This is a genomic window from Desulfosalsimonas sp. (assembly GCF_046483245.1).
Classification (GTDB): Bacteria; Desulfobacterota; Desulfobacteria; order Desulfobacterales; family Desulfosalsimonadaceae; genus Desulfosalsimonas.
In genome coordinates, this window is the sequence record NZ_JAWODO010000110.1 from 1 (window position 1) to 13,746 (window position 13,746).

Genomic DNA, 13,746 nt, shown 5'->3' on the forward strand with positions numbered 1-13,746 from the left:
ACCAGGTTTTCTTTCAGGAAATCCGAAATCCGAAGCTCGAAATTCGAACCAATTACCAAAACCCTAAATGCATCAATGACAGAAACATCCTGTTTTAAGCTGTTGGTTTTTATCATTTAAACATTCGATATTCGTATTTGTTTCGGATTTCGGATTTCGATATTCGGATTTCGGCTGAACAGGGTTTTCGTTCAGCCATTAAATAGTGCCTGAACCAAATAAAAGCGGTTGTACCAGGATGCTTTATCCTGTTTTTTTTATCCCAGGGCTTTGCGGATCCGCTGCATGGCCCGGTCCACGTTGTCATAGCTGTTAAATGCGCTCAGCCGGATGTATCTGGACCCGCAGGGACCGAATCCCGCACCCGGGGTGCAGACCACCCCGGTTTTTTCCAGAAGTGCGTTGAAAAAGTTCCAGGAATCGGTCTGTGCATCCACCCAGATGTAGGGCGAGTGTTTGCCGCCTGCATATGAATAGCCCAGTGCATCCATTTCCCGGCAGATCCGGTCGGCGTTTTTCATGTAATCATCAATGATTGCCTTTACCTGTTTCTGTCCCTGCTCGCTGTAGACGGCTTCCGCGGCCCGCTGCACCGGGTAGGCCACACCGTTGAACTTTGTGGAATGCCTGCGGTTCCACAGGGGATGAAGCATTTCCGGGTCTCCGTTTTTGTCAAAGGCCCGGCACTCCTTGGGCACCACCGTGTAGGCGCAGCGGGTGCCCGTGAACCCGGCGGTTTTGGAAAAGCTTCTGAATTCCACGGCCACTTCCCGGGCGCCGGGCACCTCGTAGATGGAGCGGGGCAGGGTTTCATCCCGGATAAAGGCTTCATATGCCGCGTCATAAAGAATCAGGGCCTTGTTTTGCCGGGCAAAGTCCACCCACTTTGAAAGGGTTTGCTTTGTGGCGGCCGTGCCCGTGGGGTTGTTGGGAAAGCACAAATAGATCAGGTCCACGTCGGCATCCGGCAGGTCCGGCAAATAGTCGTTTTCCCGGGTGCAGGGCATGTACACGATGTTTTCAAACCGGCCGTCTTTAAACACTCCGGTGCGGCCGGCCATGACATTGGTGTCCACGTACACGGGATAGACCGGATCCGGCACGGCCACCCGGGTCTCTGTTGCCAAAATTTCCTGGAAATTGCCGGTGTCGCACTTGGCCCCGTCGCTGACAAAGATTTCGTCTGCTGAAATCTGCGCGCCCCTGGCGGCAAAGTCGTGCTCCGCGATTTTTTCCCGCAGAAACGCGTATCCTTGTTCGGGTCCGTAGCCCCTGAAGGAGGCGTCTTGTCCCATTTCGTCAACCGCTTCGTGCATGGCCGCAATGCAGGCCACGGGCAGCGCCCGGGTGGCGTCTCCGATGCCCAGGCGGATGATCTCGGTATCCGGGTTTTTTTCGCTGAAATCGGAAATCCGGGCGGCAATGTCGGAAAACAGGTAAGAGGCCTGGAGTTTTTTGTAATGGGGATTGATACGGATCATTGTCAGCGGTCCTTTTTGATAAATTTTTAGAGCATTGTTGTCAATTACCGGGCTGGGATCACCCGGTTTCATGTTTTTAAATTTTCCATGATTGATAAAAATTTCTGCTCGTATATAATAGAAAACCCGCTTGTGTCAATAACGCCCGGGCTTGCCCGGGCCCCTGATGTTTTCAGGCCTGCTGAAGCCGGGTTTTCATTCTTGACAAAAGCCTTGTATTGTACTTTTTTAGACCACCATTTGACTGTATAAAAATTTCAGAATCTATATCAGAATATATAAAGGAATATGCCCATGACTGAACAATTGCTGCAGGAAACCACCGAGGATGACATTCGGATTGTCTCTTTAAACCACGGCAAAACCAACTCCTTAAACCGGGATATGCTCCAGCGCCTGGGAGAAATCGTTGCCGAGGCAGATGAAAACCCGTCTCCCAAGGGCATTGTGCTTACCGGCGAGGGCCGGTTTTTTTCCAGCGGATTTGATTTGCCCATGTTTCTGGGTTTCTCCGAACCCCAGGAGGCTGTGGACTTTTTTGAGTTTGAAGAGCAGGTGCTCACATCCCTGTTTGCCTGCAGAAAACCCGTTGTGGCAGCCTTAAACGGCCATACCGCGGCCGGCGGGCTGATCCTGGCCATGGCCGCGGATTACCGGATTATCAAGGAGCATCCCAAAATTAAAGTGGGAATGTCTGAAAACAAAATCGGCCTGCCCTTGAGCGTTGCCCAGCACGAGGTCATGCGGTTCGGGTTTGACAGCAACCACCGGTTCCGGGATGTGATGTTTTTCAGCGACATGGTCGATGTATTTGCCGCCAGGGAAAAGGGGCTGGTGGATGAACTGGTTGCTGAGGACATGCTCATGGACCGGGCCAGGCAGGTGGTATCCCTGTGGATTGACAACCCGGGCCGGCCCTTTATTCGGATGAAGCAGATGCTGCGCGCGGATACGGTGCAGCGGATCCGCAGAAAACTGGCAGAGGAAAACTGGCAGGCGGAGCTGAAGAATTTTTTCCGCGAAGAAGTTCGTCAGACCTTGGAATTCGTTCAGGCCAGCATGAAATAGATGACAACCATGATGGCGCGTAAAAAGTCCAATATCTGCGTTACGCGCGATTCCTCAGAATTTCACGTACGGGTAAGCACTCTGCATTCTTCGAAATTGCGCAAGCCTTGATCTTGAACTTTTTACGGCGCCATCTAGAATCAGACTTTTTACGGGTGCATCAACCATGGCTGACCTGAAAATTGATCCGCTTTTGTCCCTGGTGGAAAAACCCAGCCGGTACATGGGCGGGGAAATCAACGCGATTGTCAAGACCGGCGTGGACGTCCGGCTCCGCATGGCTTTGGCGTTTCCGGACACCTACGAGATCGGCATGTCGCATTTCGGCATGCAGATTCTCTATGATCTGGTCAATGCCCGGCCCGAAGCGTGTGCCGAACGCGTATTTGCACCGGGCATTGACATGGCGGAACTGCTCAAATCCCGGCAAATCCCCTTGTTTTCCCTGGAAACCCGGCGGCCCCTGGGTGAATTTGACATTTTCGGTTTTAGTCTTCTCTATGAGCTCAATTACACCAATGTGCTCATGATGCTGGATCTGGCCGGGATTCCGTTTTATGCCGACCAGCGCGGCAGCAGCCATCCCCTTGTGATTGCGGGGGGGCCCTGCACGGTCAACCCCGAGCCCGTGGCCCTGTTTTTTGACGCCATGGTGGTGGGCGACGGCGAGGTCGTGCTGCCGGCCATGCTCGATGCCTGGTCCGAGTGGAAAGAGTCCGGGTCGGGGGATAAAACCAAATTGCTCAAGGCCTGGGCTGCCATTGAAGGCGTTTATGTGCCGGCCTTTTTTGCCGCAGCTTTTGATGTCTGCGGCCGTCAGCAGACCCGGCCCCTTTTGCCCGGATACGACAAGGTGCGCCGGGCCGTGGCCCCGGACCTTGACTTGATGGGCTTTCCGGAAAATCCGGTGATCCCGTTTGGAAGACCGGTCCATGACCGGCTCAGGCTGGAAATCGCACGGGGCTGCTCACGGGGCTGCCGGTTCTGCCAGGCCGGGATGATCTACCGCCCGGTGCGGGAGCGGTCCCTTGACACCCTGGCCGGACTTGTGGAAAAAAGCCTTGGTTCAACCGGGTATGAGGATCTTTCCCTGCTGTCTTTGAGCACGGGCGATTATTCCTGCCTGACGCCGCTGATGAAACATCTGGCGGCGCAATACCGGCGGCGCCATCTGGCCATTTCCATTCCCTCGTTTCGCGCCGGAACCCTGAATCCGGAAATGATGGAGCTGATCCGAAGCGTCCGCAAAACCGGATTTACCATCGCCCCTGAGGCCGGCAGCCCCCGGCTGCGCTCGGTGATCAATAAAAACATCAGCGAAGATGAAATCATTGAGACCGTATCCACGGCCTTTGATCTGGGCTGGCAGCTGGTCAAGCTTTATTTCATGATCGGGCTGCCCACGGAATCCGATGCGGATATCGAGGCCATTGCCGAACTGGTGCGCCGGCTGCACAAGCTGCGGCCCAAAGGCCGGCGGGGGGGCAATATCAACGTAAGCGTGGCCACCTTTATCCCCAAGCCCCATGTCCCGTTTCAATGGGCCGGCCAGCTCGATGCGGCCACGGCCCGGGACCGGATGCAGTATCTGCGCCGACGGGTAAAGGGGCGCGGGGTGGAGTTTAAATGGCAGGATCCGGAAACCAGCCGTTTGGAAGGCGTTTTTGCCCGGGGCGACCGGCGTCTGGCCCCGGTGCTGGCTGCAGCTTATCAAAGAGGATGCCGGTTTGACGGTTGGACCGATTCCTTTGACAAGCCGGCCTGGGATGAAGCCTTTACCGCACAGGGCGTGGACCCGGAGTTTTACCTGCAGGCCGTGGCCCTGGATGCCCCCCTGCCCTGGGATCATATTGATACCGGGGTTTCCCGGGATTTTCTTGCAGCCGAGTATCAAAAGGCGCTTGACGTTGCGCCCACTCCGGACTGCCGGTCCGGGGATTGCCAGGGCTGCGGTGTGTGTGATTTTAAAACATGCCGCCCCATTGAGGCTGTTGAGAAAAAAAGCGATGTTTCAGCGCCAGAGGCCCCGGGCCCGCCCCTGGCTGACGCAGAAGGGCCTTTTCACCGCGTCAGGATGGTTTATAGCAAACTCGGACCGGCCCGGTTTTTCGGTCAATTGGAGCTGGTCAGCATTTTTCTCAGGGCCCTGCGCCGGGCCGGGGTGGAACCGGCGTATTCAGCCGGGTTTCACCCGAAGCCCAAGGTGGCTTTTGGCGACGCCCTGCCGGTGGGCATGGAAAGCGAGGAGGAGTGTTTTTTCATGACCATTGCCACAAGTTTTCCCCCGGAGCAGATTTCGGAATCGATCAATGTGCATTTGCCCGAGGGTCTGCGGTTAGTCGGCTGCAGTCCGGCGCAAACCCGGGAGGTACCGAACAGGCCCGGCCCGGCGGTCTATCAGGTTACCCTGCCCTCTGGCAGCCGCTTTGACCACCAGGCATTTGAAGCATTTATGGAAGCGCCTGCTATCGAGGTGGTGTTTTCCACCCGGAAAAAGGGGGATCAACAGGTGGATCTCAAGGCCGTGGTCACAGAGTGCTTCCGGCTCCGGCCGGATCGACTCCAGCTTCGCATGGTTCAACCTTCCGGGCTTACCCTTCGGCCGGGGCCGGTGGTTGCGTCGATTTTTTCCCTGCCCGATTCGGTTATGCATCAGGCGCGTGTTTTGAAACTGGCTGAACATGCCGGCTGAACAGGGGATTTTACAGAACCGGGCAATATCTAAAGAGGTTTTTATGGACAAGGAACTGATCATCAATGCCCTGGGCCCTGAAATCCGGGTGGCGCTCATGGAAAACCGCGCGCTTGTGGAGATATACGTGGAGCGCCAGGACGAGGCCAACATCTCCGGCAATATCTACAAGGGGCGGATCCAACGGGTGCTTCCGGGCATGCAGGCGGCTTTTGTGGAAGCCGGCTTAAAGCAGGCCGCCTTTATTTACGTGGATGAAGTGTTAAACGGCCGCACCCCGCCGCCCGAGGGAATGTACATCAAAAATGAGAATGAATATGGCGAGGAAGACGAAAGCCAGCCCGAGGAGGAAAGCGGCCCCATTTCCGGTCGCGGCAACGGCCCCGCCCCGGAGGGACGCCCGCCCATCGAGCAGATGCTCAAAGAGGGGCAGGAACTCCTGGTGCAGGTGGCCCGTTCGCCCATTGGCAGCAAGGGCGCCCGCCTGACCACCTATATATCCCTTCCCGGCCGGTTTCTGGTGCTGATGCCCACGGTGGATCATCTCGGCATTTCCCGCCGGATTGCCGACGAGGCCGAGCGCACCCGCCTGCGCGAGCTTGTGGAATCCATGCGGACCCATCCTTACGGCTATATCGTCCGCACCGCTGCAGAAGGCGTTAGCGCAGAGGTTCTTGCCCAGGACATGGAGTTTTTAAACAATCTCTGGGATGATATTCAACAGCGGTATCATGAGGTCTCGGCCCCGTCCATGCTGCATCAGGAGCTCACCGTCACCCTGCGCTGCGTTCGGGATTTGCTGGCCCACGAGGCCGACCGGGTCATTATCGACGCGCCCTCGGTATACAAGACGGTAAAGCAGTTTATCGAAAAGTTCATGCCCCGGTTGAAAAACTCTGTGTCCCTGTATACCGGCGAAGAACCCATATTTGATGCGTATAACCTTGAAGTCGACGTTCAGCGGGCGCTTAAGAAAAAGGTGTGGCTCAAGTGCGGCGGCTATATTGTCATCGAGATCACCGAGGCCCTGGTGGCCATTGACGTCAATACCGGCCGGTATGTGGGCAAACGCAATTTTGCCGAAACCATTCTCAAGACCAATCTTGAGGCGGTCAAGGAGATCGCCTACCAGATCCGGCTGCGCAATCTAGGGGGGATCATTATTCTTGATTTCATTGACATGGAAAGCAAGGCCGACCAGGAAAAGGTATATAATACATTAAAAGAGACCCTGGGCCGGGATAAGGCCAAGACCAATGTGCTGCCCATGTCGGATATGGGGCTGATCCAGATGACGCGCAAGCGTGTTGTCAAGTCCCTGCCGCGGATGATGTGCGAGCCTTGTTTCTATTGTGAGGGCGAGGGAATGCTCTTGTCCCGTAGGAGCATCTGCTATAATGTTTTTCGGGATGTCCGCCGCCAGGGCGCTGAAACCCGGCCTTCAAAGATCCAGATCAAGGTCCACCCTGTGATTGCCGATTTGCTGCTCGGTCAGGAAAGCAGCCTGATTTCCGATCTCGAGGAACAGGTCAACCGGCAGATCTGCATTTATCCCCAGCGGGATTATCACCTGGAACAGTACGAGATCACCGAGGTCCTGGAAGACGGATTGAATTGATTTGAATCTTGACAAAAATGGTTGTATTGCGCTAACAACCTTTTGATCCATATTTTTGGGTTTCAGGCGGTATTGGCGCGATGAACACAAAAGATTTGCAAAAAAGGGTAAAATAATGAAACGAACATATCAGCCAAGCAAAATAAAAAGAGCAAGAAAACACGGTTTTTTAACACGGATGTCCACCAAGCAGGGCCGGCGTGTGATCAAAAGACGGCGGGCCAAGGGGCGGAAGCGTCTGGCCGTTTGATGCAAACCGGCGGCAAAGGCTTGCAGAAAACCGACAAACTGCTCAGGCGGGGGCAGTTTGTCTATCTTTCCAGGAAGGCGGACAGTGTTGCAGATCGTCTTTTTGTCGTGGCCTTTTGTGAAAATCACCTCGTCCGCCCGCGGCTCGGCGTTACTGTCACCCGCAAAGTCGGCAGCGCTGTTGTCCGCAATCGGATCAAGCGAATTGTCCGGCAATATTTCCGGACCAACCGCCACCGGCTCGGGGGCAACTTTGATATCAATGTGATTGCCAGAAAATCAGCTGCCGAGGCTTCGTCAAACGAGATGTTTGCATCGCTGGAAAAGCTGTTTTGCAAAATCAGGGGGAACTGCCATTAAATATTTTCTGCTGTTTTCCATCAGGCTGTATCAGTGCCTGCTTTCGCCGGTCATCGGTTCATGCTGCCGGTTTTATCCAACCTGTTCCGAGTATGCCTATGAATCCATCCGCCGGTTTGGAGCGATTCGCGGGGGATGGCTGGCGGTAAAGCGGCTGGCAAAATGCCACCCCTTTCATCCCGGCGGCATTGACCCGGTTTTGGAAGCAGAAGACCAGACAGTTGCGCCAATCTGCACCGGCGGGCAGCGATCAGATTAAGTGCGTTTCCACGGTAACCCGGGGCTGCCAATGGTCACCTTTCAGCCCTTTCTTGCCGCTTTGTAAGTCCTGCTGGCCACATTGCCGCCATCTTCAAGAGACCCGTAATCCCTTTTGCCGGGGACGGGTCAGCCATTTTTTCAGCCATCGCGTGCTATTTCAGGAGACGATATGGAACATATGCGTTTATTGCTGGCCATTTTTCTGACCATTATGGTCTTTGTGCTTTGGGAACTGTTGTTTGTGCCCGGCCAGCCCGGCCAGCCGCCGGAGCAGTCCGGACAAAGCCGGAGCTCAGAAAGCGTTTCCGATGACCGGGGATCTGAAACCCGGCCGGATTCCCGGCAAACCGAGAAATCCGACCCAACTCCGGCAGAACTGCCGTCCCAGAGTTTCGGCGCCATTGTGGTTGAAAACAATCTGTACCGCGCCGAGATTTCAGAAAAAGGCGCTGCAATTCGCCACTTTGTTTTAAACCAGTACCGGGAGAGTATGGACGAGGACTCTCCCCGCAAGCAGTTGGTGCCGGAATCCAATTCCGTGGGCACCGCACTGATCCGGTTTGTCGGTTCTGACTTGGAGTCTCCGGAACAGGCTGTTTTTACAACCGATGCTGACAGAGATCGCCTTCGCGTAACAGACCAGCCGGAAACCCTTTCCTTTTACTGGAAGTCCTCCCAGGGCCTGGTTATCGAAAAGCAGTACGTGTTTTACCCGGACAGCTACAAGATCGGCCTAAATGTCAATCTGGTCAACGAGAGCAGCGCGCCCCTGGCACCTGAGATGATGCTTGAGATGACCAATCCGCGGCCGGACGGCGGCACTTTTGTATTTGAAGGCCCATTTGCCTATGTTGACGGCAGCCTCGAGGAGGTCAAACCCAAAAACCTCGATGAAGAGCAGTCCTTTTCCGGTAAAATCCGGTGGGCCGGTATTGAGGACAGGTATTTCATGACCGCGCTGGTTCCGGAAAATCCCCGGGAAAAACGTATCCGCATGAACGAGGATACTGACCGGGAGGTTCTGCGGGTGGGGTATGCCGAGCCCATGCAGCGTCTTGAGGCCGGTGCCGGGCAATCCTATGAGTACCACCTGTTCATGGGTCCCAAACGCATGTCGGAATTAAAGTCCTTTGGCTATGAACTGGACAAAGCCATTAATTTCGGGTTTTTTGACATTATTGCCAAACCGTGTCTGTACCTGATGAATAAGATCCATGAATTCGGGGTGGCCAATTACGGGGTGGCCATTATTCTGCTGACCATGCTTTTCAAGATCATTTTCTGGCCCCTGGGCAACAAAAGCTACCGGTCCATGGCGGAGATGAAAAAATTACAGCCGCTAATGGCCGACATCCGGAAGAAGTACAAGGATGACAAGAAGAAAATGAACGAAGAGGTGATGCGGCTTTATAAAACCTATAAAGTCAACCCCATGAGCGGGTGTCTGCCCATGGTTGTGCAGATTCCCGTGTTTATCGCCTTTTACCGCATGCTCTACGAAGCCATTGAATTGCGGCATGCACCCTTTTTTCTTTGGATCAACGATCTTTCGTCCCCGGACCGGCTCTTTCGGCTTGACATTTCCATCCCCCTGATGGCGCCTCCGTACGGCATTCCGGTGCTGACCATCATCATGGGCGCCACCATGTTTTTGCAGCAGAAGTTGTCGCCGCCTCCCGGAGATCCGTCCCAGGCCAGGATCATGATGATGCTGCCGTTGGTCTTTACAGTGATTTTCGTCAATTTTCCGTCCGGGCTGGTGCTATACTGGTTGACCAATAACGTACTGTCAATTGCCCAGCAGTATTACGTTACACGGAAAACCGTTTAATCGGAGGCGTTGATTTAATGACTGCATACCAGGATTTTGAAGAAAAAAGCGTGGATAAAGCCGTTGAAAAAGCCTGTATCGAACTCAACCGCAACCGGGATGAATTGAAATACGATATTATTTCCTACGGCTCCAGCGGTATTTTCGGGCTTGTGGGAGCCAAAAAGGCGGTGATCCGGGTTTCCGTTTCTGAGGCCGCTTCCGGGCCGGTTTCTTCTGAGTTTGACGGGACCCATGGTTCCCTGGAAGAAAATAATCGTGATAACGGTTCGGTTTCCGCTCTTGTTGACGAAGCCTTTGGGTCTTCTGTGGATACCAGCCGGGATGCCGTTGCCGAAACAGAAGAACCCGTCACGGAACCGGAGCAACAGCAAGCCCTAAACCCGGCTGCCAATGCAGGCCCCAAGGCTGATCCCGGGGTTGTGGCTGACTGGGTGCGGGGGTTTCTTGACCAGATCATTGTATTGGTTTCCCCGGATTCCGAACTGGATTTGAAGGTTGACGCCGAGCTGATCCGGTTTGATATCAAGGGAGGTGATTCCGCCCGCCTTATCGGAAAGCGCGGCCAGACCCTGGATGCCATTTACTATCTCGTGGAAAAAGGCGTATACAAGCAATTTGGCCATAGTGTTCCCATTGAGATCGACGTGGAAGGCTACCTGGAAAAGCGTCGTTCCGAACTCACCATTCTGGCGGCCAGGCTGGCGCAAAAGGCCATGGACAGCGGAAAGCCCATGGTCATCAACCGGATTAGCGCCCAGGACCGCCGTGTGGTGCACTTAAGCCTGCGCGACAATCGCGAAGTTCGCACCCAGAGCGTGGGCAACGGCGATCTGCGGAAACTGCTGATCATGCCCAGGAAAAAAAACCAGGCCAAAAAATCCCGGCCCCGGTCTGAATAAGGTTTTGCCGGAACACCGATTTCCGGCAAAAAGGATCAGCAGATGGACAGCTCAACTATCGCAGCAGTGGCCACCCCTGAAGGCACGGGCGGTATCGGCGTCATCAGGGTTTCCGGACCGGACGCAATCACTGCGGTGGCCGCTGTGTTCAGGCGCGCTCCTTTTGGTCAAAAACCGTCGGACAGCGATACCGATGCCAGCGGAGGGTTTAAAAGCTGGCGGATGTATCTGGGCCACATCTTTGATCCGGTCTCCGGGACCCTCATAGATGAGGTGATCCTGGCTGTCATGCGTGCGCCGTATTCCTACACCCGTGAGGATGTGGTGGAAATCCAGGCGCATGGCGGGTCCCGGGTCCTTGAAAAGATTTTGAACCTTTTGATTTCTTATGGAATTCGTCCGGCGCAACCCGGAGAATTCACGCGCCGGGCATTTATCAACGGCCGCGTGGATCTAACCCAGGCCGAGGCTGTTGCCGATTTGATCAATGCCCGTTCCGATGCCTCCCTGGACATGGCTGTCAGTCAGATGACAGGTCAGCTTTCAAATGTCGTGTCCTCCATCCGCCAATCCCTGGTTTCTGTGCTTGGGTCCCTGGAGGCGGCCATTGATTTTCCTGAAGCCGCAGGTGATGAAATGGATGATGCGGGGCAAGGCCTGCGCCTGTCTATAGAAGTTCTTCAACAAATCAATCAATTGCGGGAAGCCTATGAAAGCGGCCGGTTTCTGCGCCAGGGGGTTCAGGCCGTAATCATCGGCCGGCCCAATGTCGGCAAGTCCAGCTTGATGAATTGCCTGCTCAACCAGCAGCGCGCCATTGTCACTGAAATTGCCGGCACTACAAGGGACTGCATTGAGGCATTCCTGACAACCCGGGGCGTTTCCATGGTGGTTGCCGATACGGCCGGGCTTCGGAGGGACCCGGATCCCATCGAACGCCTTGGGATCGAAAAAACCCAGGAATACATGGCGTCTGCGGATATTGTTTTGCATGTTCTTGATGTCAGCCTTCCCCTGGATGATGAAGATGTCGCCATTTATGAACAACTCATGGATAAACCAGTGGTGATAGTGATAAACAAAACCGATCTGGCGGGTCATGAAAAGGTTTTACATCTATCGCCGGCGATGGAGGAGGCACCCTGCATGGCGGTTTCTGCCTTACATGGCACCGGCATTGACGAATTAAAACAGCGCATCGCGGATATGGTCTTTTCCTCCGTGGCCAGTGCCGGGCATGGATTTATCCCGAACTGGCGTCAGAAATGTCTGCTGGACCAAGCCGCAGAAGCGGTTTCCAAAGTGATTGCCGGTCTGGAAAACCAGCGATTGCCTGAGCTGGTTTCAATTGATTTACATGAAGCGATTTCAGCCATTGATGAAATCACCGGCAAGTACGTTGAGACGGATGTCCTTGATGAGATCTTTAGCCGGTATTGTGTGGGCAAGTAAAAATCAATTGTTTCACGTGAAACAATTGAATCAATTCTGCACCCTGGCTTTTGTTTTTTTCATAGATGTCTGACGGTACTTTAAAAGGAAGCCCAGGGTCCAGGTCTGTTCGTAAGTGACATTGGTTTTTTTTACCGAAAAATGCTGCAAATGCCCAAGCCTTAAAATTCGTTACGGTTTGAGGCTGAGGATCAATTTTTGAGTTTCAGCGAAAGCATTTGGCAAATCCGTAAACGCTCAGGAGCAAAAAAACTAACCCCGGCCGCAGGGCTTCCTTCCTGACAAACATCGAACGCGGTAAAAAGCTTTTAAGGAGGATATAATAATGAAGTTTGATGCAGGTGAATTTTTTAAAACCTATGAAGGCCTGGCCCAAAAGGCGGATGAAGCTTTTTTGCGGATTAAACAGGCATATCCCCGGGAGGTGGTTTGCGAGCCCGGGTGCACGGACTGCTGTTTTGCGCTTTTTGATTTGACCCTCATCGAGGCCATGTACCTGAATCATCAATTTAACGCCAATTTTTCCGGTGAGGAACGCAGCAAGCTTCTTGAAAAAGCCAATCAGGCAGACCGGAAAATTTACAAGCGCAAGAGGGATGCCTACCGGCAAACGCAGAAAGGCGAAGATGAGACCCGTATTGTTGAGGAAATGGCAAAAGAGCGGATTCGCTGCCCTTTGCTCAATGAATCGGATCGTTGTGATCTGTATCCATATCGGCCCATTGCCTGCCGGATTTACGGGGCGCCTTTGTCCATTGGCGGCCAGGGGCGTACCTGCGGGAAGACCGGATTCCAGGCCGGCCAGCAATACACCACCATTAACATGGATGCCATTCATGATCAGCTGATGCGGATTTCCGCGGAAATGGTAAAGGCAATGGGATCCAGGCATGTGAAAATGGCTGACGTGCTGGTACCGCTTTCCATGGCCTTGATTACAGACTATAATGATGAATACCTGGGGATTGCTTCTGCAGAAGCCAATTTCGAACAGGGATAATGAATTCGATTGCACGGGGAATGTTATGGAACTCAGCGAAAAGGAAAAAGACAGCCTGAAAAAGGCCATATTTGATAGTATGGCGCCAAGGCGCCAGAAACACATTATGAAAAAGGGCTATGAACGGTGGGATCCGTTTGCAGGGCCCAAGGATCCCCTGGACATGCGAATGGATCGCAGCCGCCGCACCATGAACGATTTGATCCGCGAATTTTTTCAGACATGGGATATTTCCGACCACGGCCATGATTACCGAAAGGGAGCCATGGAGCTATGCCTCGGAATTATCAACGAGGACGAACGCTATCTGGGAATGTTTGACTTTGCATGCTGGTACCGGCAGCTGCTGGACAGGGAAGGGTTTGAAAAGCAGAAAGACACCCCGGATACCCCGTAAGGTTTTTGGCCGGCGGCGGTAGGGGGTTATTTCTGGACAAGCCATGCGATCACCGGAAGGCTTAAGGCAAGAAGGATCAGCAGTCCGGGGATGGAAACATACGGTGTATACCAGGGTTTTTTTTCAATTTTGGCCTTTTTTACCTCGGATAAAAACCAGTTGCCCAGAATGCCGGCCGCAAGCAGCATGGCCGCAGCTTTGATCAGTAGCACAACAGTCAATTGGATCCCTCCTCTTTTTTGAAAATGGCTGTCTTTGTTTTAAAAGTCAGTCATTTTTATTTAAAGTCCCGCTTTTGTCAAGTTTGTTATACAATAATGGCTGCATTTGCAGGTCTTTTGCCCATTCGATCAGGCCCGATACAGCAGAAAAGAGTGCCTGCCTGTCTTCGGGCTTTTGCAAGCTGCGCAAAGCAGAGCGCGGCTTGCGCTGGAA

At 53.8% G+C, this 13,746-nt stretch carries 13 protein-coding genes; 11 read left to right on the forward strand and 2 right to left on the reverse strand.

Annotated features, from left to right (window positions below):
* Positions 1 to 257: 257 nt before the first annotated feature.
* The gene (locus R6U41_RS09620; RefSeq protein ID WP_410269623.1) at positions 258 to 1,481 is read right to left on the reverse strand and encodes an LL-diaminopimelate aminotransferase; all 1,224 of its coding nucleotides are present in this window, start codon (positions 1,479 to 1,481) and stop codon (positions 258 to 260) included.
* Positions 1,482 to 1,775: 294 nt separating this feature from the next.
* On the opposite strand from R6U41_RS09620, the gene R6U41_RS09625 reads away from it, so the two are divergent.
* The 11 genes from R6U41_RS09625 to R6U41_RS09675 all read left to right on the forward strand — a co-directional run bounded on the left by R6U41_RS09625 (position 1,776) and on the right by R6U41_RS09675 (position 13,311).
* The gene (locus tag R6U41_RS09625; protein ID WP_410269624.1) at positions 1,776 to 2,549 is read left to right on the forward strand and encodes an enoyl-CoA hydratase/isomerase family protein; all 774 of its coding nucleotides are present in this window, start codon (positions 1,776 to 1,778) and stop codon (positions 2,547 to 2,549) included.
* A 166-nt stretch (positions 2,550 to 2,715) separates the two neighbouring features.
* Positions 2,716 to 5,241: a TIGR03960 family B12-binding radical SAM protein gene (locus tag R6U41_RS09630; RefSeq protein WP_410269625.1), complete on the forward strand. Its 2,526-nt coding sequence runs from the start codon at positions 2,716 to 2,718 to the stop codon at positions 5,239 to 5,241.
* A gap of 43 nt (positions 5,242 to 5,284) precedes the next feature.
* Entirely contained in the window at positions 5,285 to 6,859 is a 1,575-nt protein-coding gene (locus R6U41_RS09635; protein ID WP_410269626.1) for a ribonuclease E/G, read from the forward strand.
* Positions 6,860 to 6,974: 115 nt separating this feature from the next.
* Positions 6,975 to 7,109, forward strand: a complete 135-nt coding sequence (rpmH, locus tag R6U41_RS09640) for a 50S ribosomal protein L34 (protein WP_410269627.1) — start codon at positions 6,975 to 6,977, stop codon at positions 7,107 to 7,109.
* On the forward strand, positions 7,109 to 7,468 hold the full coding sequence (gene rnpA / locus R6U41_RS09645) for a ribonuclease P protein component (protein WP_410269635.1): 360 nt from the start codon (positions 7,109 to 7,111) through the stop codon (positions 7,466 to 7,468). The genes rpmH and rnpA overlap by 1 nt, the downstream gene beginning before the upstream one ends.
* Complete coding sequence (gene yidD / locus R6U41_RS09650) at positions 7,419 to 7,727, forward strand: membrane protein insertion efficiency factor YidD (protein ID WP_410269628.1); 309 nt, start codon at positions 7,419 to 7,421, stop codon at positions 7,725 to 7,727. The genes rnpA and yidD overlap by 50 nt, the downstream gene beginning before the upstream one ends.
* 171 nt (positions 7,728 to 7,898) lie before the next feature.
* Positions 7,899 to 9,560: a membrane protein insertase YidC gene (yidC, locus tag R6U41_RS09655; protein WP_410269629.1), complete on the forward strand. Its 1,662-nt coding sequence runs from the start codon at positions 7,899 to 7,901 to the stop codon at positions 9,558 to 9,560.
* 17 nt (positions 9,561 to 9,577) lie between these two features.
* On the forward strand, positions 9,578 to 10,462 hold the full coding sequence (gene jag / locus R6U41_RS09660) for an RNA-binding cell elongation regulator Jag/EloR (RefSeq protein ID WP_410269630.1): 885 nt from the start codon (positions 9,578 to 9,580) through the stop codon (positions 10,460 to 10,462).
* 42 nt (positions 10,463 to 10,504) lie between these two features.
* The gene (gene mnmE, locus R6U41_RS09665; protein ID WP_410269631.1) at positions 10,505 to 11,914 is read left to right on the forward strand and encodes a tRNA uridine-5-carboxymethylaminomethyl(34) synthesis GTPase MnmE; all 1,410 of its coding nucleotides are present in this window, start codon (positions 10,505 to 10,507) and stop codon (positions 11,912 to 11,914) included.
* 325 nt (positions 11,915 to 12,239) lie between these two features.
* Positions 12,240 to 12,914 carry a YkgJ family cysteine cluster protein gene (locus tag R6U41_RS09670; protein ID WP_410269632.1) on the forward strand — a complete coding sequence of 225 codons (675 nt, stop codon included), beginning with the start codon at positions 12,240 to 12,242 and terminating at the stop codon, positions 12,912 to 12,914.
* A 25-nt stretch (positions 12,915 to 12,939) separates the two neighbouring features.
* Positions 12,940 to 13,311: a hypothetical protein gene (locus R6U41_RS09675; RefSeq protein WP_410269633.1), complete on the forward strand. Its 372-nt coding sequence runs from the start codon at positions 12,940 to 12,942 to the stop codon at positions 13,309 to 13,311.
* 26 nt (positions 13,312 to 13,337) lie between these two features.
* Here the strand turns inward: R6U41_RS09675 and R6U41_RS09680 are convergent, their stop codons facing one another.
* Entirely contained in the window at positions 13,338 to 13,532 is a 195-nt protein-coding gene (locus tag R6U41_RS09680) for a hypothetical protein (protein ID WP_410269634.1), read from the reverse strand.
* Between the last annotated feature and the right edge of the window lie 214 nt (positions 13,533 to 13,746).

Coding starts and splice junctions, on each gene's coding strand:
- mnmE (WP_410269631.1), top strand. CDS start 10,505: ATGGACAGCTCAACTATCGCAGCAGTGGCCACCCCTGAAGGCACGGGC.
- R6U41_RS09630 (WP_410269625.1), top strand. CDS start 2,716: ATGGCTGACCTGAAAATTGATCCGCTTTTGTCCCTGGTGGAAAAACCC.
- R6U41_RS09620 (WP_410269623.1), bottom strand. CDS start 1,481: ATGATCCGTATCAATCCCCATTACAAAAAACTCCAGGCCTCTTACCTG.
- R6U41_RS09675 (WP_410269633.1), top strand. CDS start 12,940: ATGGAACTCAGCGAAAAGGAAAAAGACAGCCTGAAAAAGGCCATATTT.
- R6U41_RS09635 (WP_410269626.1), top strand. CDS start 5,285: ATGGACAAGGAACTGATCATCAATGCCCTGGGCCCTGAAATCCGGGTG.
- yidC (WP_410269629.1), top strand. CDS start 7,899: ATGGAACATATGCGTTTATTGCTGGCCATTTTTCTGACCATTATGGTC.
- R6U41_RS09625 (WP_410269624.1), top strand. CDS start 1,776: ATGACTGAACAATTGCTGCAGGAAACCACCGAGGATGACATTCGGATT.
- rpmH (WP_410269627.1), top strand. CDS start 6,975: ATGAAACGAACATATCAGCCAAGCAAAATAAAAAGAGCAAGAAAACAC.
- jag (WP_410269630.1), top strand. CDS start 9,578: ATGACTGCATACCAGGATTTTGAAGAAAAAAGCGTGGATAAAGCCGTT.
- rnpA (WP_410269635.1), top strand. CDS start 7,109: ATGCAAACCGGCGGCAAAGGCTTGCAGAAAACCGACAAACTGCTCAGG.
- R6U41_RS09670 (WP_410269632.1), top strand. CDS start 12,240: ATGAAGTTTGATGCAGGTGAATTTTTTAAAACCTATGAAGGCCTGGCC.